16 protein-coding genes are annotated in these 16,104 nt (G+C 56.2%); 6 read left to right on the top strand and 10 right to left on the bottom strand.

Annotated features, from left to right (window positions below; all coding sequences use genetic code 11):
- Positions 1–152: 152 nt before the first annotated feature.
- The 5 genes from ABD013_RS09845 to kynA form a co-directional block, all read right to left on the bottom strand.
- Complete coding sequence (locus tag ABD013_RS09845; protein ID WP_343805345.1) at positions 153–1,469, bottom strand: OprD family outer membrane porin; 1,317 nt, start codon at positions 1,467–1,469, stop codon at positions 153–155.
- A 217-nt stretch (positions 1,470–1,686) separates the two neighbouring features.
- A complete protein-coding gene (locus ABD013_RS09840; RefSeq protein ID WP_343805343.1) occupies positions 1,687–3,096 on the bottom strand; it encodes a sodium-dependent transporter in 1,410 nt (469 codons plus the stop codon).
- 144 nt (positions 3,097–3,240) lie between these two features.
- Positions 3,241–4,482, bottom strand: coding sequence for a kynureninase (kynU, locus tag ABD013_RS09835; RefSeq protein ID WP_343805341.1), 1,242 nt, complete (start codon positions 4,480–4,482; stop codon positions 3,241–3,243).
- On the bottom strand, positions 4,479–5,111 hold the full coding sequence (kynB, locus tag ABD013_RS09830; protein ID WP_343805339.1) for an arylformamidase: 633 nt from the start codon (positions 5,109–5,111) through the stop codon (positions 4,479–4,481). Before kynB ends, kynU begins: the two co-directional genes overlap by 4 nt.
- Before the next feature lie 10 nt (positions 5,112–5,121).
- Positions 5,122–5,982: a tryptophan 2,3-dioxygenase gene (gene kynA / locus ABD013_RS09825; protein ID WP_343805337.1), complete on the bottom strand. Its 861-nt coding sequence runs from the start codon at positions 5,980–5,982 to the stop codon at positions 5,122–5,124.
- Positions 5,983–6,082: 100 nt separating this feature from the next.
- Here kynA and ABD013_RS09820 point away from each other — a divergent pair, with 100 nt between their 5' ends.
- Positions 6,083–7,006: a LysR family transcriptional regulator gene (locus tag ABD013_RS09820; RefSeq protein ID WP_343805335.1), complete on the top strand. Its 924-nt coding sequence runs from the start codon at positions 6,083–6,085 to the stop codon at positions 7,004–7,006.
- Between the two features lie 23 nt (positions 7,007–7,029).
- Here ABD013_RS09820 and ABD013_RS09815 read toward each other — a convergent pair whose 3' ends face one another.
- Positions 7,030–7,914 carry a LysR family transcriptional regulator gene (locus ABD013_RS09815; RefSeq protein WP_343805333.1) on the bottom strand — a complete coding sequence of 295 codons (885 nt, stop codon included), beginning with the start codon at positions 7,912–7,914 and terminating at the stop codon, positions 7,030–7,032.
- A gap of 209 nt (positions 7,915–8,123) precedes the next feature.
- On the opposite strand from ABD013_RS09815, the gene ABD013_RS09810 reads away from it, so the two are divergent.
- From ABD013_RS09810 to dsdA, 3 genes are all read left to right on the top strand, one after another.
- Positions 8,124–8,666: an antibiotic biosynthesis monooxygenase gene (locus tag ABD013_RS09810; RefSeq protein ID WP_343805331.1), complete on the top strand. Its 543-nt coding sequence runs from the start codon at positions 8,124–8,126 to the stop codon at positions 8,664–8,666.
- A 27-nt stretch (positions 8,667–8,693) separates the two neighbouring features.
- A complete protein-coding gene (locus ABD013_RS09805) occupies positions 8,694–9,707 on the top strand; it encodes an LLM class flavin-dependent oxidoreductase (protein WP_343805329.1) in 1,014 nt (337 codons plus the stop codon).
- A gap of 233 nt (positions 9,708–9,940) precedes the next feature.
- The gene (dsdA, locus tag ABD013_RS09800) at positions 9,941–11,296 is read left to right on the top strand and encodes a D-serine ammonia-lyase (RefSeq protein ID WP_343805327.1); all 1,356 of its coding nucleotides are present in this window, start codon (positions 9,941–9,943) and stop codon (positions 11,294–11,296) included.
- 5 nt (positions 11,297–11,301) lie between these two features.
- Here dsdA and ABD013_RS09795 read toward each other — a convergent pair whose 3' ends face one another.
- Complete coding sequence (locus ABD013_RS09795) at positions 11,302–12,339, bottom strand: sodium:calcium antiporter (RefSeq protein WP_343805325.1); 1,038 nt, start codon at positions 12,337–12,339, stop codon at positions 11,302–11,304.
- Between the two features lie 195 nt (positions 12,340–12,534).
- On the opposite strand from ABD013_RS09795, the gene ABD013_RS09790 reads away from it, so the two are divergent.
- Both ABD013_RS09790 and ABD013_RS09785 read left to right on the top strand, forming a co-directional pair.
- Complete coding sequence (locus ABD013_RS09790; RefSeq protein ID WP_239039920.1) at positions 12,535–12,996, top strand: Cd(II)/Pb(II)-responsive transcriptional regulator; 462 nt, start codon at positions 12,535–12,537, stop codon at positions 12,994–12,996.
- A gap of 177 nt (positions 12,997–13,173) precedes the next feature.
- A complete protein-coding gene (locus tag ABD013_RS09785; protein ID WP_343805323.1) occupies positions 13,174–13,731 on the top strand; it encodes a cation diffusion facilitator family transporter in 558 nt (185 codons plus the stop codon).
- 109 nt (positions 13,732–13,840) lie between these two features.
- On the opposite strand, the gene ABD013_RS09780 is transcribed toward ABD013_RS09785, so the two are convergent.
- Genes ABD013_RS09780 through ABD013_RS09770 form a run of 3 tightly spaced genes read right to left on the bottom strand, consistent with a single transcriptional unit; the run spans position 13,841 to position 16,074 of the window.
- Positions 13,841–14,575 (bottom strand): ABC transporter permease, encoded by a 735-nt coding sequence (locus ABD013_RS09780; protein ID WP_343805321.1) that lies wholly within the window; start codon positions 14,573–14,575, stop codon positions 13,841–13,843.
- Positions 14,572–15,264, bottom strand: coding sequence for an ABC transporter permease (locus ABD013_RS09775; protein WP_343805319.1), 693 nt, complete (start codon positions 15,262–15,264; stop codon positions 14,572–14,574). Before ABD013_RS09775 ends, ABD013_RS09780 begins: the two co-directional genes overlap by 4 nt.
- Before the next feature lie 51 nt (positions 15,265–15,315).
- Entirely contained in the window at positions 15,316–16,074 is a 759-nt protein-coding gene (locus ABD013_RS09770) for an ABC transporter substrate-binding protein (protein ID WP_343805317.1), read from the bottom strand.
- Between the last annotated feature and the right edge of the window lie 30 nt (positions 16,075–16,104).

The following is a 16,104-nucleotide window of genomic DNA, read 5'->3' as shown; positions in this document are numbered from 1 at the left end:
TAGATAAATAAAAACCGGATGCAATGCCTGTTTTTTGATCAGGCACGCGCTCATGTCGGTGCCCAGATTTCATCACGAACTCAATCAACCAAGGACAATGAAACTCTGCATAGAGAAGGGGATTCAATACAGAGCTTCATCGGTCAGCCTGTTTAGAACTGTTTGCTGTAGGTCAGATAGAAACGGTTGACGTCTTTACGCTCCAAACCAGCAGGGCCAACAACTGCAACATTCCGGGTTATACCATCGACCTCACCTTTCGCACGGTGGATATCGGCGTACCAGCTGATATTGAGCCCATTCAGCGCCCCCTGGAAGTCATAGCTCAGATAGCTCACCAGTTCCTTGCGGCTGAAGTTGTCATAACCGGAAGCGTTGTTGGATGTAATGCCCTGCACCAGCCAGAAGAGCCCCGGAATACCAAGCTGACTGAAATCAGTGCCCAGCCCAACCCTGACCATCTGCTCATTTTCCAGGCCGTTGTAGGACCAGTTGTTACCGCTTGTCGCCCAGGTTCCGTGGTCTGTGGAGAAGAGCACGCGGTTGAAGTCACCACCTTTCACGGTGAGATAGTTCAGTGACAGCGTGTAGGGACCACGCTGATAGTCAATGCCGGCATCATAGAAGTCCACATCCAGTTCACCCGCCGGGGAATAGCCTCCTAAGCCATCACGCTCGAAAAGATGTCCCGCATCCTGCTGGTTACCGTAGACGAAGCTCATCTGGAGGCTGCCTTCATCTGACAACGGCATGCTGTACCCGGCCTTGAGGTAGCGTTCACGCAGGTAGTCTTTTGCTTCCAGCTCCATGGCATCGAGTACAAGCCCATTATCGAAACGATACTGGGCACCGTAGTAGCTGACATGATCGATCTTTTCGCCCAGGAAGTTCTCCAGCGAGTCCCCCCAGTTATCGTCATTTCGCGGGCTATGCTTGTCGAACCGGGTGTAATACAGCGTCAGCTTGTCAATATCCGCAGACAGGTCGTAACCAACGGTAGTGGAAGGCAAGATTCGCGAATTGGAATCATCATACAACAGTGAAGAGCGGCGCTTCTTGCCTGCGCCTGCTGTCAACGCGAAGGCGTCACCCGGATAACGCACCGACAGGTACGCGGTTTGCGTCGATGCCATCGAGTGAGGATCCGTTATATCATCGGAGTTTGACGGCAGATTGGAAACATCCGTCACATCAGAACCGATGACTAGCTGGTCGGCCACAGCAAATCCGTAGTCAAATTTAACCCAGCCATCGATATAACCGGTACTGTAATCCAGCAACGCAGCATGCACCCATTCGTCACGCGTTGACCCGCCCTCAATACTGCCATAACGATTCGGATCTTCATTCCAGTAATAGTTTTTATAGGTAAGCGTCAATACATCATTATCAAGAAATACAGAAGCATGTGCATTTAAAGACGCACCAAGTCCAACAGCGAGAGCCAGAGGAATTATCTTATTATTCATTTGATTTATTCTCGTTTTATATTTTTGCTTTCAAGGCAGTTTTCTAAAATCGTTACACTATTTTCTGTGTATAGTTTGTTTAGCGGGGTCCTTCCCGCAAAATTTCGGCAACACTATGCCCGCACCTCTGCCACCCAAGGCAGACAAGCGTGTTCAAGGAAGGTTTTTACCCCACAGCAGTACTTAGCGACTGGAAAAATACTGCTTCGAAGATCGGTTAATCGAGCACGCCTATCGCGTGAAAAAAGATCGCCAGGATAGCAACCGGCACAATATAGCGGATCAGGAAGCGCCAGATACGATACCCCCAGCCATCCCCTACTTCCTCGTACGTCGCGGAACGCGTCATAATCCATCCAGTGAAAACGGCCATTGCCAGGCCACTCAGCGGCATGATCCAACCGCTGGTCAGGTAATCCAGCGTATCAAAGAAGGTTTTGCCGAACAGCGTATAGTTCTGCCAGATATTGAAAGAGAACACTGATCCCAGACTCAGCACCCAAATGCCGACAGAGGTCAGCACACCAGCCTTAAAGCGGGTCATGCCACGTTTTTCGGTCAACCAGGATACGGCCGGCTCCAACAGCGAGATTGCTGACGTCAGAGCGGCAAAGGAGAGCATCACGAAGAAGAGTACGCCAACAATCTGACCAAACGGCATTTGCCCAAAGGCCAGCGGAAGAGTCACGAAGATCAGACCGGGGCCCGCACCTGGTTCCAGGCCATTGGAAAATACGATCGGGAAGATAGCCAAACCGGCAATGAGTGCCACCACCGTATCCAGCAAGCCGACAGTCATGACTGTTTTGCCCAGTGAAACATCTTTTGACAGGTATGAACCATAGGTCATCATACCGCCACCGGCGAGGCTCAGCGAGAAGAATGCATGGCCCAGGGCAACCAGCACACTGGTGCCGGTAAGCTTGCTGAAGTCGGGGTTGAACATGAATTCAACTCCGCGTCCAAAATAACCGGTTGAGACCGAATAGCCGACCAGGATCAGCAGGATAACAAACAGCCCCGGCATCATGATGCTAACCGCTCTCTCCAGTCCCTGCCTGATGCCTTTAATGATGATTGTCGCTGTGATGGCAAGGACAACTGTGCCCCAGACCGTCGAGGCAACCGGGTCACCAACGAGCGCACCAAACATGCCACCGATGTCATCGCTGGAAGCATCGTTGAAGGCGCCGGACCCTGCGGTGAAGATATAGGAAACAGCCCAACCTGCCACAACGAGATAGAAGCTCAACAGGACAAAACCGGTGATAACACCCGCCCACCCCAAAAGTTTCCAGCGCGAACTGACGCCCGCCTCCTGCGCCAACGCCTTCATTGAGTCTGGCGGGCTGTGTTTGCCTCTTCGGCCGATCAGGATTTCAGCCATCAAAAGAGGGATACCGATCAGTGCGATACACCCAAGATAAAGGAGCACGAATGCGCCTCCCCCGTTCTCTCCAGTGATGTATGGGAACTTCCAGATGTTTCCGAGTCCGACAGCTGACCCGGTCGCAGCCAGGATAAACATAAGCCGACTTGACCAGTGGCCTCGCCTGCCCACGGGGGCATTAACCTGGCTGTCTTCAAAACAGGAGACAGCATCGGCTGATAAGCTTTTATTGCTCATGAGTGAATACTCCATTTTTATAATTATATTTTATGGTTTGTATTGCGCTTGTTTTTCTCATCAGCAGATAGCCACACATAAATTAGCCGCTCAATCCATAAGTACATATCTAAATATAGAACGACTATCTGCCTGGATAAAAAATCAGGTAACCGAGGTCAACTTCTTGAATTCCGGTCGATCCCACTCCTCCTGTTCCATAATCTCCACCAGGGCATCAACACAGTCCCAAAGATCCACATAGCGCAGATACAGCGGGGTGAACCCGAACCGGAGAATATTCGGCGCACGGAAGTCACCGATCACATTGCGAGCGATCAGCGCCTGTATGATGGCAAAGCCCTGTTCATGTATCAGTGAAACCTGGCTACCACGAATAGCCGAATCTTTCGACGAAGCAATTTCGAAGCCGAATCCGCTCAGGCGCTGCTCTACCAACTTGATAAACAGTTCGCCCATCTGCAGTGACTTTGCCCGAATTCGGCTCATGCTGGTGGACAACATGATGTCGACCCCTACTTCGAGCAGGCTGGCACCAATCACCGGCGTTGTGCCACACAAGGTTCGTTTAATGCCCGGGGCCGGCTCGTAGTCATCCCGCATGGCAAATGAGTTGGCGTGCCCAAACCAGCCACTCAATGGCTGCTCCAGCTGCTCCTGGTGTCGTTTGGCAACGAACAGAAAACCCGGTGCGCCCGGTCCTCCATTAAGGTATTTGTAGCCACAGCCTACCGCCAAATCAGCACCAACCTCGTTCAATTGAACCGGCACGGCACCGGCACTATGGCTGAGATCCCAGAGTACGAGCGCCCCCTTGTCATGAGCACGCCGGGTGATGGCTGCCATGTCAAACATGTCACCACTTTTGTAGTGCACATGGGTCAGCACAACCAGAGCGGTATCTTCATCTATCGCATCGATAATTTCGTTACGATTCACCGTGCTCAGTCGCACCCGCCCCTGCTGGAATTTTTCCAGTCCCTGCAAGATGTACAGATCGGTCGGAAAGTTGCCTGGCTCAGACAAAATCTTGCTGCGCTCCGGGCGCATCCGCACAGCGGCAGCCGCAAGCTTGAACAGGTTTACTGAAGTGGAATCGGCCACTACCACTTCATCAGTGGATGCCCCGATCAGGCCGGCAATCTTGTTACCGACACGACTTGGCAAATTGATCCAGTCAGCCGTATTCCAGCTTCGAATCAAGCCCTGCCCCCACTCCTTCTGGACAACCTCTTGCGCCCGCTCTTTGGCAGCCTTGGGCAACACACCAAGCGAGTTGCCGTTCATGTAAATGAGACCTTCCTGCAGGTCGAATTGCTGTCGGTATTCAGCAAGTTCATCCAGGCGGTCAAAGTCAGCGCATTGCTCGCGAGTGAATGAATTCATGGGTGGATACTCCTCAATAATGCCCGCACCGGCGATGCATCCATGTTTTCCAGTTTTAAAGGGGGGGCGATCAGTTCGTAGGGGCCAGCCGGAACACCGTCCAGCACCAGACCTTCCAGAATGGCCATCGCATGACGCTGTACCGCTCTATGTGCGTTCAGTGTCTTGGAGTCCTCTGGATCAAGTGACGGGCTGTCAACACCAACCAGCCTGGTACCACGTGAAGCCAGCAGTTCGATGGTCGCGGCATCAATGGCGGTGAAGTCACTGACCCAGCGTTCATGTGAAAAGGAGGCCATCGTGCGCAATAGAACGCGCTCCACGCGCGGCGGCAGCTGATCGACTATATGCTCAGGACAGACCAGACCACTGGCGGCAGTCGCATCGATCAGGACACAAGGCCCTATGTAAGACTCCAGATCCACCTCCGCGATGGACTTCCCGGCCAAGTCGTAGTGCAGGGGTGCGTCAGCATGGGTACCGGTGTGCGTTGAGAGTTCAATAGCCCCAACATTGACCGGGCAGTGTCCATCCAGCTCCCAATGTTTCTCTGCACGGTACTCGGTATCACCAGGCCATACCGGTATACCACTGCGCAGTGTTTGCGAGATATCCCAGATTCGGTTCATATGCACCTCCTCAAATGGAGCTTCTCACCGACCAGAGTTCGGGGAAAAACTGAAGATCAAGCGCCTTGACCAGGTACTTCACACCGGCAGTACCTCCTGTCCCTCTGCGATAGCCGATAATTCGCTCTACCGTCTTCATGTGATTAAAGCGCCAGCGCTGAAAGTTGAACTCCATGTCGACCAGCTTTTCGGCCAGCTCGTAAAGATCCCAGTACTCCGCGGTGTTGCGGTAAATATCAGACCATACCGCTTCAACCTCGGGGCTGGCCGAATAAGCCTGCGTCCAGTCACGTTCAAGGTGGCTGCTCGGGATATCAAACCCCCGACGATGCAATAATTGCAGAGTCAGATCGTACAGGCTGGGAGCGCCAAGTACGGCTTGAAGGTGCTCGTAATGATGGGGGTGAGCACGATGGGCCTCGACCATGCCGGCATGCTTGTTACCCAGCAGGAATTCCAGCTCACGATACTGATAGGACTGAAACCCTGAGCTCTGGCCCAGGCTGTCACGGAAGCTTGAATAATCCGCGGGCGTCATGGTGACCAGCACGTCCCAGGCCTGAACCAGTTGTTCCTGAATGCGCGAGGCACGGGTAAGCATTTTGAATGCGGGTCGCAGGTTGTCCTGCTGGATATAACGCGCAGCACCATAGGCCTCGTGAAGACACAGCTTCATCCAAAGTTCCGACACCTGATGAATGACGATGAAGAGCATCTCATCGTGTTCTTTCGAGGCCGGACTCTGACATTTCAGCAAGGCTTCCAGATCCAGGTACTGGCCGTAGCTCATCTCCTGGTCCCAGTGAATGTTTTCATCATCAAGGCTGACCTGTTGCTTGCCAGCCTCTAAAAATGGGCAACCGCCACTCATAGCTGCATTCCTGTTTTTATTAGGCAAGCACAGTTTACAAACCTGGTTATTTATGTAAATTTCATAAAATCACCTAAAATTATTAATTTTTTGCATACCTATGAGCGCCCGCATCAGCACCCGACACCTGCAAATGGTTCTGTCAATCGCCACGACAGGCAGCGTATCCGAGGCCGCCAACCAGATAGGCCTGAGCCAGTCGGCATTAAGTCACCGTATCCGTGAAGCGGAACGGTTACTCAACACAGAAATTTTCTATCGAAAGAACAAACGGCTGATACCGACCAGTGCCGGTAAACGCCTGCTGCAATCAGCCAAGGTAATCCTGGGTGAGCTTGAACGCGCAGAGATCGACATCAACAAACTGTCGGTGGGCATTCAGCATGTGGTGAGAATCGGGAATGAGGCCTACGGCAACTACCATTGGCTGCCGCGCTTTTTGAAGGGTTTCCTGTCGGAACACCCCAGCATCAGCGTGGAGATCATCCCAGATGTGTCCATGGACCCATTCACCGCGCTGCGTAACGGTACTATCGATCTTTCGATCGTCTCAGGCATTTTAACGCACAGCGGATTCCGTACCCTGCCACTGTTGCACGATGAAATGGTCGTGGTGATGCCGGACAGCCACCCCATGGCTGGCAAGGAATGGTTAAGCCCGGAAGAGATCGCCGAAAGTCCCTACATTACGTACCACACCAACCCGGGGCCAGGCCGGGAGTACGAACAGCTATTCAGTCGCTATCAGGTGCTTCCGCCCCGCGTCATCCGTGCCGGTGTCACGGAAGCCGTCGTCGAATTTGTCAGAGCGGGTACCGGCATCTCCATCATGCCGACTTGGGCGGTACAACCCTATCTTCAGCAGGGCAGCTTAACTACCGCCAAGGCGACACGGGATGGGCTTTATATCGACTGGAACATCATCGTCCGCAACGACGAACCGGCAGACTCCCCGGCGACCTTACTGGCCGAGGCCATGACCCAAATGGGGCCCGCCCGAGCTGATCCGGGCTTAAAAAGATAGCGGGCCAGCCACTCCAGCAGCCCTCATATTTTTGCTTGCCCGACCTTCTCCATCACGAACTCGATCAGCGCGCGCGTCTTGACCGGCAGGTTCTCCCGGTGCGGGTAGAGCATGTGCATGGTGCGCCCTTCCATCGACCATTCCGGCAGGAGCTGAACCAGTTCGCCAGAGGCCAACTCCTCCGCCACCACATAGCGCGGCAGGCAGCAGGCGCCCAGGTTCTGTTTTACCGCATCTACCGCAAAACGGATCTCATCGGTGCGCAGGTGAGCATGGGGCGTGAAAGTGACAGCGTGCCCATCTCTATCCTGAAAACGCCAGAACGCCGAACGCTTGAGCACCACCAGCGGCAGCTGGGCCAGATCATCCGGACACGTGGGTTGTGGATAACGGTTAAGCAATTCGGGAGTGGCGACCACTACCATTTCGGTCTGCATCAACGGGCGTGAAATCCAGTCATTGAGCGTCACCTTACCCAGACGAAAAGCCACATCGATGCTGTTCTTGACCAGGTCCACGTTCTCGTTGCTGAGGAACATCTCCACACTGACCCGCGGGTTGATCTCCATGAACTCGAACACCCAGGGCTTGACGAAATGGTGCCCCAGGGTCAGCGGCGCGGTGATTTTGATATCACCAGACAGGGACGAGAGTTCGGAGTTTACATCTTCGGAGCGCATCTCCAGCTCGGTCATCACCGGCGACAGGCTACTGAAAAAGCGTTGGCCGGATTCGGTCAGGCCGAATTTTTTCGAGCTGCGGTGCACCAGCTTATAGCCCAGCTGCTGCTCAAACGCCTGCAGGCGACGGGACAGGGTCGAGGTCGGAATATCCAGATAGCGGGCCGCTGCGACCAGACTGCCCTTCTCGACTACCTTGATGAAATAGTAAAGATCCTGATAGTTCATATTGTTATTCTCAAAAATGAAATCACGCCTTCCCGCGTATCCGGTAGATAAATATCCCCACCAGCCTATATTGGTCAACCATAACACGTTTATTTGCGGTGGCCTCGGACGACTTCACACCGAAGCTCATTAGACTTGATGCCTGGACCTGAAGGGCTTTTATGATGCCAGAAACAGAATCTACACAACCGGCAGGAACAACTGTCACCGTGGTGATCTCACGCCGGGTGATCAAGGGTCAGGAGGACCGATTCGAGCAGTTGAGCAGCGAGATGACGCACCGGGCCTCTCGTTATCCCGGTTATCTGGGGGCTGACCTGTTCCGACCGGCCAGCTCGAACGATCCTGAATACCGCATCATCTTCAAGTTTGCCGATGAACAATCCTTGGCAGGCTGGCAGGCGTCCACCGAGCGGGCCGAAATTCTGGAGCAGATCGAACCGCTGCTGGTCACCCCCAGCAAGGTCGAGACGATGTCCGGCATCGTTAACTGGTTCACCCTCCCCGGCCACAACCCGGTCAAGCCGCCGCCCAAGTCCAGAATGACCTTCGTCAGCTGGCTGGCACTCTACCCCACGGTTACGCTGATCTTTTTCCTGTTCGGTGACCTGCTGGCACAGGTGCCCCTGCTGCTGCGCACACTCATCGTGACCGCCGTGGTGATGGTCGCCATGTCGTACCTGCTGATGCCAAGATTTACACGCTGGTTTGCCTTCTGGCTGTTCCCGAAGCACGAACAGAACGAACGCTGAACTCGGCCCCAAACTTCAGGAAATACCATGACCTTGAAACTGACCGTTGTCGACCAGTCCCCGGTACAGGGCCTGCCCAGCGATATCTCCCCGGTAGCCGTGACCGTCGATCTGGCCCGTGCCTGTGACCGCCTCGGCTATCACCGCTACTGGCTGGCCGAACACCACAACAGCGTCAACTTCGCCGGCCCCTGTCCGGAGATCCTGATCGGCCATATCGCCAGCCAGACCGAACGCATCCGCGTCGGCAGCGGCGGTGTCATGCTGACCCACTACAGCCCCTACAAGGTGGCCGAGCAGTTCAGCATGCTGGAAACCCTGTATCCGGACCGGATCGACCTCGGTATCGGCCGCGCACCGGGTGGCGATGCCCTCGCCTCCCATGCGCTGGCCTATCCGGCCCAGCCGGGGCTGGAAGACTATGCCGAGCAGGCCTGGCTGCTGCAACATCTGCTGCACGGCAGTCTGCCGGAGGATCATCCCTACCAGAGCCTGCAGGTGATGCCGGGTCAGCCCGCCATCCCGCAAACCTGGATGCTCGGCTCCAGCGGCGGCAGCGCGGGTCTGGCCGGTCAGGTGGGCATGAAGATGTGCCTCGCCCTGTTTATCAGCCCCGAGCCGGCACCGCCCAGCGTCATGGCCGAGTACAAGCAGGCCTGGCATGACGCCGGCCATGCCGGCAAGCCCGAGGCCAGCATCGCCGTCGCGGCCCTCTGTGCCGACTCCCGCGAGGAAGCGGAATACCTGGCCGCACCAGCCGTGTACTGGAAGGTGAAGGCGTTCCGTCAGGGCATTCGTGAAGTGGTGAAAAGCCCCGACGAGGCCCTGCGCCTGAAGGCACAGCTGAGTCCGTCCGATCAGGCCTTCTTCGATGCAGTGCTGAACTCGATGGTACTGGGCTCTGCAGCAGAGTGTGCCGACCAGATCAGCAAGGTGGCGGACCAGTACCAGTCCGATGAAGTGGGGATCGTTACCGTGACGCATGATTATGGTCACCGCTTGCGCAGCTACGAGCGCCTTGCCGAGGCTCTGATCCGCTAACGGCAAGCGACCACTTCCGCCCGGGTCAGAACTCTCCCCTCATGGCCTGGGCGCCCTTCTGTCACACCCGATCAAACCAGGCTCCCGGTCCAGTCCCCCTACATGCGGACTTTTCATTTGTTCGAGCTACAGCTATTCGTTTTAATCACGCTGGAGCAACAGCCAACGGGCTGGCAACGCCACGCCTGAAAGCTTGTCCTGTTTTTAATCCACGTAAATGGTTGGTCATCCGCATGCACGCCTTTCAGCAAAAGCCCCTGACACAGTGGCTGCAATCACACCCGCTTCTGAACCCGATCATCGCCCACCAGGAAGTGTACTGGTTTAATCCGGGGCTGCGTCAATTTGCCGAAGTCGTGGATGCCTTGCCGCTGGGCACTGCCGAAATTCGTGAAGCGGCCGACCGTTTGCAACGCTTCGCGCCCTATATCGCCCAAACCTTCCCGGATACCGCTGACAACGGCGGTCTGATCGAATCACCACTGGTGAAGATACCCAAGGCTCAGCAGGCACTGGAAACGCTGTACGGCCTGTCGCTGCCCGGCACGCTGATGCTCAAGTGTGACAGCCACCTGCCTATCTCCGGCTCGATCAAGGCCCGAGGCGGCATCTATGAAGTGCTCAAACATGCCGAAACTCTCGCACTGGACGCAGGCCTGCTGTCACTTGACGATGATTACCGGGGGCTGGCCACACCGGCCTGCCGCAACTTCTTTACCGAGCACAGTATCGTGGTCGGCTCCACCGGCAACCTGGGATTGAGCATCGGCATCATGGGTGCCCAGCTGGGCTTCAAGGTCTGCGTGCACATGTCGGCAGACGCCCGCCAGTGGAAGAAGGACCTGCTGAGAAGCAAGGGAGTCATCGTCGTCGAACACCCGGATGACTACAGCAAGGCCGTGGAACAGGGCCGACTGGAGGCGCAGCAGACACCCCGCTGCCATTTCATCGATGACGAAAACTCTCAGGATCTCTTTCTCGGCTACAGCGTGGCAGCCCAGCGCCTGAAGCAGCAACTGCATGAACAGGGCATTGTCGTCGATAACGAGCATCCCCTGTTCGTATACCTGCCCTGCGGCGTCGGTGGCGGTCCCGGCGGTGTGGCCTTCGGCCTGAAGCAGATCTTCGGTGACCAGGTGCACTGCTTCTTTGCCGAGCCGACTCACTCCCCCTGCATGCTGGTGGGGATGTACACGGGACTGCATGATCAGGTAAGCGTGCAGGAGCTGGGCATCGACAATAAAACCTGCGCTGACGGACTGGCGGTGGGACGCCCTTCGGCTTTCGTCGGCCGACTGATGACGCCCCTGCTGGACGGCATCTACACGCTCGAAGACGATACCCTGTATCGCCTGCTGGCACTGTTGAATGACAGCGAAGAGATAACACTTGAACCCTCGGCACTGGCCGGTCTGCCCGGAATGGTCAGACTAGTGGCTGAAGACGGCCTGCAATACCTGGAGCAGAAGGGGCTCTCTGACAAGCTGGATCGGGCAACCCATATCGCCTGGGCCACCGATGGCAACATGGTGCCCGAGCAGGAGCGTTCACACTACTATGAGACTGGAAAGGCGTTGCTGTCAGCCTGAAAGGCTTAATGCCATAGAGACAGCACTGCCACTCCGCCGAAATACAACACGAGCAGGATCACGCTTTCCAAGCCGATGTTCCCCGGCCCATGACGCTGCCGATAGATCAGGCCCATCAGTAGCACTCCGGTCATCAGCATGGCATTGGCAAGCCAAAACTGCTCCGCACTTGAGATGGCTGCATAGATAGAGCCGTCTCGATAGGCAAAGTCCGAGGCTGCGACGAACAGGGTGTCGAAGGCATTGCCCCCGATAATGTCACCAACTGCCAGGTTCAGTGCCCCCATTCGAACGGCCGTGATGGCAACCACCAGCTCGGGTATGGATGTCGAAACGGCCGTAAAAATCCCCCCGACAACTCCATGAGACAGCGCCGTTTTTTCTCCGAGGGGGACCGCCAGCTCCGCAAGTGACCAGCCAGCCAATGCCACGACCATCGCATAACCAACAAAATGCAGCCATAGCCGCCAAATTTGCAGACGGCCTCGAGAGCGACGTCCCACAGGTTCTGCTGGTGTATCTCGGGTCTTTCTTGGCAGCCACATAGGCATATCATGCGTTCTTGCCAACAAGTGAACGCCAAAAACATAAGCAGCAACCAGAATGAATGAAGCTGGATGGACCGAGAAAAGACTGGCACTCGGCAAGGAGAGTGCAAGTGCATGGATAGCCAACAAGGTCAGCAGGAAGGCCGACATGAACAGGTTCTCAGCGGATGCCGCCGCATGTTCCAGGTTCGCTCTGCGGTAAACGATATCCGCAAGAGCAAGAAATACGGTTTGCGCAGCGATCCCACCCAAGCCATTACTCACAGCCAGCTGCGCATAACCTTCTGCCGCCGCCGTGACAGATGTTGTTATTCCGGACAAGGAGGTTGATGCACCGATGAAGACGGCCCCCATAAGCGCTTGCCCCAGCCCTGTAGCCTGGGCGAGGTCTCGGGCGGTTTTGGTCATTTTGATACCCGCCACGCCAATGATGGCGGCGACCGCAGCGAAGGCGAGGATGATAAGCGCCAGTGGCCAATTATCCGGCCCATTCATGCTGGTACCTCACAATATTCTGCATGCAGACAGCGACCAGGAACCCAAGCCACAGGCTCCAGGCGACACCATCTGTCGAGCCATACTGATAACGAGTCTGTTCACTTCGTACCAGCAGACCTATGTTATTCATCAACAATAGCCTAAGGTTGGCCTCTGACACTCCCCCCAACCCAATCAAAACCCCGTGCCCTCATGAAGATCGGAAAAATCGCCAAGCAGACCGGCATACCTGTCGATACCATCCGCTATTACGAAAAAATGGGGCTTTTGCACGCCCCGCTGCGTAACAGCAACGGCTACCGCAGCTATAACAACTCTCACCTTGAACGGCTGCGCTTCATTCGGCGCTGCCGCAGCCTGGACATGTCCCAGGACGAGATACGCCAGCTGATTCACCTGAGTGAAACACAGGAAGCCGATTGCAGTGAGGTAGATGCACTGGTCGCTCATCACCTGCAACATGTCCGCGAGCGCCTGCAGGAGCTGGCCCAGCTCGAACAGACGCTGGTACAGCTTCAGACTGCCTGCGCATCAGGCAAAGCCATCAGGGAGTGCGGCATTCTGGCTGGGCTGCACACAGACCTGGAGCTACAGGATATTGAAGCTGGCAGCCATGTGCCCGGCATTCATGGGGCCAATCAGGACAAGCATTAAGTCATCGTCGACAGCGGTTGACTCTGTAGCAGCCACAGGGTTTTCAATGAAGCGATTCAACCCGCTTCAATAAAAGGAGACCTCATCATGGCATGCAGCTGTTCAGTTCCCGTTTCCAAAACACCCGCCCCAGGCTTTCGCAAGGCGCTCTGGCTTGCCCTTTGGGTGAACCTTGCGATGTTTCTGATCGAAGGCGTTGCCAGCCTGCAATCCGGCTCGGTCTCACTGCTCGCCGATGCGATCGACTTCTTCGGCGACAGTGCCAACTACATCCTCTCGCTGACTGTGCTGTCCATGGACATGATCTGGCGGGGTTACGCTGCCCTGTTCAAGGGACTGACCATGGCCTTGTTCGGAGCCGCCGTTTGGGCACGAGGCCTCTGGACCCTGCAGACGGGCACCACGCCTGAAGCCATCACCATGGGCAGTGTCGGCCTGCTGGCACTGGTGGCTAATGTCAGCGTTGCACTCGCTCTGTTTCGATTCAGATCCGGCGATGCTGACATGCGCTCGGTCTGGCTGTGCAGCCGCAACGATGCGATCGGCAATATCGCCGTCATAATCGCGGCAGCGGGTGTATTCGGCACCGGCTCAGCCTGGCCTGATCTGATCGTCGCGGGAATGATGGGCGCGCTGGCGATAACCGCCGGTATCAGTGTGGTCCGTCATGCACGTGCGGATATTGTGACAGCCAGATCGGTAGCCCCCGCAACAACCAGCAAGCCTTCGGCATGATATCCGGGCTGTAGCCAGCGGCACAGGAGTCAGGCAGCAATAAGAAGAGCGCAAGGAGACGCTTGAAAGAAAACCGGCACATCCTGATGCGGATGTGCCGGTGTCAGGATCAGTCCTTCAAACGGGGATCGACCGCCGTCAGTTCGGCGGGCATCTTGTAGTGCTGGTGGCGGTTGAGGCGCATCTCCAGCAGACGGAAGCAGCCGATCATCACCGCGGTAATGACCAGGTAGAGCACGCCCGCCGCCAGGAAGATTTCCAGCGGTGTATAGGTACGGGCGATGATGGTACGCGCGGCGCCGGTGATATCGAGCAGCGTGATGGTCGAGGCCAGCGAGCTGCTCTTGAGCATCAGGATCAACTCATTGCCGTAGGCTGGCATGACGATGCCGAACGCACGCGGCAACACGATCCTGCGAATCTTCATCACCTTGCTCATGCCATAGGCATCGGCCGCTTCCAGCTCCCCTTTCGGGATCGCATGGATGGCACCACGAATCAGCTCTGCCGTATAGGCGGCCGTATTCAGTGTGAAGGCGATGATGGCGCACCAGTAGGGCTCTTTCAGAATCGGCCAGAGTACCGACTCGCGCACCTGCTCAAACTGGGAAGCACCGTAGTAGATCAGGAAGATCTGCACCAGCAGCGGGGTGCCACGGAAGAAGAAGATGTAGCCAAACGGCAGCGCCCGCAGCCAGGGGTTATGCGAGGCACGCATCAGTGCCAGCGGCACGGCGAGCAGCAAGCCCAACAGCCCGGACATAAACACCAGCTCCAGGGTGACCCAGATGCCATCCACCAGGCGTGGGAAATACTCAACGATTACGCTCCAGTCCCAGTTCATGCCGCTGCCCTCCTCTCGGCCGGATTGGCTCTGCGTTCGAGCCAGGCAGTCATAGCCGTCGATAAAACGGTCAGGCCCAGATAGATCAGGGCTGCCGCCATGTAGAAAGTAAACGGCTGGTTGGTGGAGCCCGTGGCCACATAGGCCTGACGCATCAGATCATTCAGGCCCACCACCGAAACCAGCGCGGTATCCTTCAGCAGTACCTGGAACAGGTTACCGAGTCCCGGCAGTGCCAAACGCCAGACCTGCGGCAGTATGATGCGGAAAAAGGTTTTCAGCGGCGTCATGCCCAGCGCCTGAGCCGACTCCCACTGCCCTTTGGGAATCGCCTGAATGGCGCCACGAAACACCTCGGTCGAGTAGGCCCCGAAGGCGATCGACAGCGCCGCGACACCGGCGGCAAAGGCACTGATTTCGATATAGTCGGTGTAACCAAACTGCTCGGCGATCGCCATCAGGATCATCGAGCCACCGAAATAGATCGTCAGCACCAGCAGCAGTTCGGGAATACCGCGCACCAGGGTGGTATAGAGAGTCGCCAGGGCACGTGCCGGCCAGAAACGGGACAGTTTTGCTGTCGCACCGATAAGGCCCAGAATCAGGCCAAAGACAAGACTGGTCAGTGCCAGCTTGACCGTCACCCAGGTACCGGACAGCAGCAGATCGCCAAAACCGAGAAGATCCATTGATCAGAATATCCGCTTGCGGGGCCAACAGCTGCCGGCCCCGGGCTGTTGTCAGTAGATGGAGAACGGGAAGTAACGCGCGTTGATCTCGGCGTAGGTACCGTTTTCAACGATGGCCTTGATAGCAGCGTTGAGCTTCTCTTTCAGCGGATCACGCTTGCGCACGGCGATGGCGATCTCATCGTTGATGTCGATGTCTTCGCCCTTGAACTCGAAGCCTTCGCCATCAGCCGTCTGCAGCCAGTCGTAGGCCGGGAACTTGTCGGACAGCATGGCATCCAGACGGCCGTTGGCCATATCCAGATAGGCTTCGCTCTGAGTGCCGTAGAGCTTGACGTTGACCACGTCAGACAGGTTGTCTTCCAGGTACTGGCCGGAGCGAGTGGCACGCTGGGCACCGATGGTCAGCCCCTTGAGGCCAGCTTCGGTGGTATCCAGTTCGGTCCCTTTGGCTGCAACGAATGCCAGTACGTTGGAGTAGTAACGGTCAGTGAAATCCACCACGCGCAGACGTTCCTTGGTGATCGACATGGAGGCGATGATGGCGTCGTACTTGCGCCCCATCAGACCCGGGATGATGCCGTCCCAGTCCTGCGCCACAATTTCACAGTCAGCCTTCATTTCTGCACACAGAGCTCTGGCGATATCAACATCGAAACCGATCAACTCACCCTGCTCGTTGATGCCGTTGAACGGCGCATAGGCGCCTTCGGTGGCGATACGGATCTTGTCACCTGCCAGTGCGGCAGAGCTACTCAGGACAGTCAGTGCCGTCAGCGCGGCGGCCTGCAGAATTTTTTTAATTTTCATCGTGTTATTCCAATTCTGTTTGTTGGAGGT

It is taken from the genome of Marinobacterium maritimum, from assembly GCF_039523155.1.
Classification (GTDB): domain Bacteria; phylum Pseudomonadota; class Gammaproteobacteria; order Pseudomonadales; family Balneatricaceae; genus Marinobacterium; species Marinobacterium maritimum.
Note: the sequence above shows the minus strand (reverse complement) of the source record. Positions and strands in the feature narration are given on the sequence as shown.

Bases quoted from the DNA above. Each gene is read 5' to 3' on its own strand.
- ABD013_RS09840 (WP_343805343.1), bottom strand. From the start codon at position 3,096: ATGAGCAATAAAAGCTTATCAGCCGATGCTGTCTCCTGTTTTGAAGAC.
- ABD013_RS09845 (WP_343805345.1), bottom strand. From the start codon at position 1,469: ATGAATAATAAGATAATTCCTCTGGCTCTCGCTGTTGGACTTGGTGCG.
- ABD013_RS09790 (WP_239039920.1), top strand. From the start codon at position 12,535: ATGAAGATCGGAAAAATCGCCAAGCAGACCGGCATACCTGTCGATACC.
- ABD013_RS09770 (WP_343805317.1), bottom strand. From the start codon at position 16,074: ATGAAAATTAAAAAAATTCTGCAGGCCGCCGCGCTGACGGCACTGACT.
- kynU (WP_343805341.1), bottom strand. From the start codon at position 4,482: ATGAATTCATTCACTCGCGAGCAATGCGCTGACTTTGACCGCCTGGAT.
- ABD013_RS09820 (WP_343805335.1), top strand. From the start codon at position 6,083: ATGAGCGCCCGCATCAGCACCCGACACCTGCAAATGGTTCTGTCAATC.
- ABD013_RS09795 (WP_343805325.1), bottom strand. From the start codon at position 12,339: ATGAATGGGCCGGATAATTGGCCACTGGCGCTTATCATCCTCGCCTTC.
- dsdA (WP_343805327.1), top strand. From the start codon at position 9,941: ATGCACGCCTTTCAGCAAAAGCCCCTGACACAGTGGCTGCAATCACAC.
- kynA (WP_343805337.1), bottom strand. From the start codon at position 5,982: ATGAGTGGCGGTTGCCCATTTTTAGAGGCTGGCAAGCAACAGGTCAGC.
- ABD013_RS09775 (WP_343805319.1), bottom strand. From the start codon at position 15,264: ATGGATCTTCTCGGTTTTGGCGATCTGCTGCTGTCCGGTACCTGGGTG.
- ABD013_RS09805 (WP_343805329.1), top strand. From the start codon at position 8,694: ATGACCTTGAAACTGACCGTTGTCGACCAGTCCCCGGTACAGGGCCTG.
- kynB (WP_343805339.1), bottom strand. From the start codon at position 5,111: ATGAACCGAATCTGGGATATCTCGCAAACACTGCGCAGTGGTATACCG.
- ABD013_RS09785 (WP_343805323.1), top strand. From the start codon at position 13,174: ATGTTTCTGATCGAAGGCGTTGCCAGCCTGCAATCCGGCTCGGTCTCA.
- ABD013_RS09780 (WP_343805321.1), bottom strand. From the start codon at position 14,575: ATGAACTGGGACTGGAGCGTAATCGTTGAGTATTTCCCACGCCTGGTG.
- ABD013_RS09815 (WP_343805333.1), bottom strand. From the start codon at position 7,914: ATGAACTATCAGGATCTTTACTATTTCATCAAGGTAGTCGAGAAGGGC.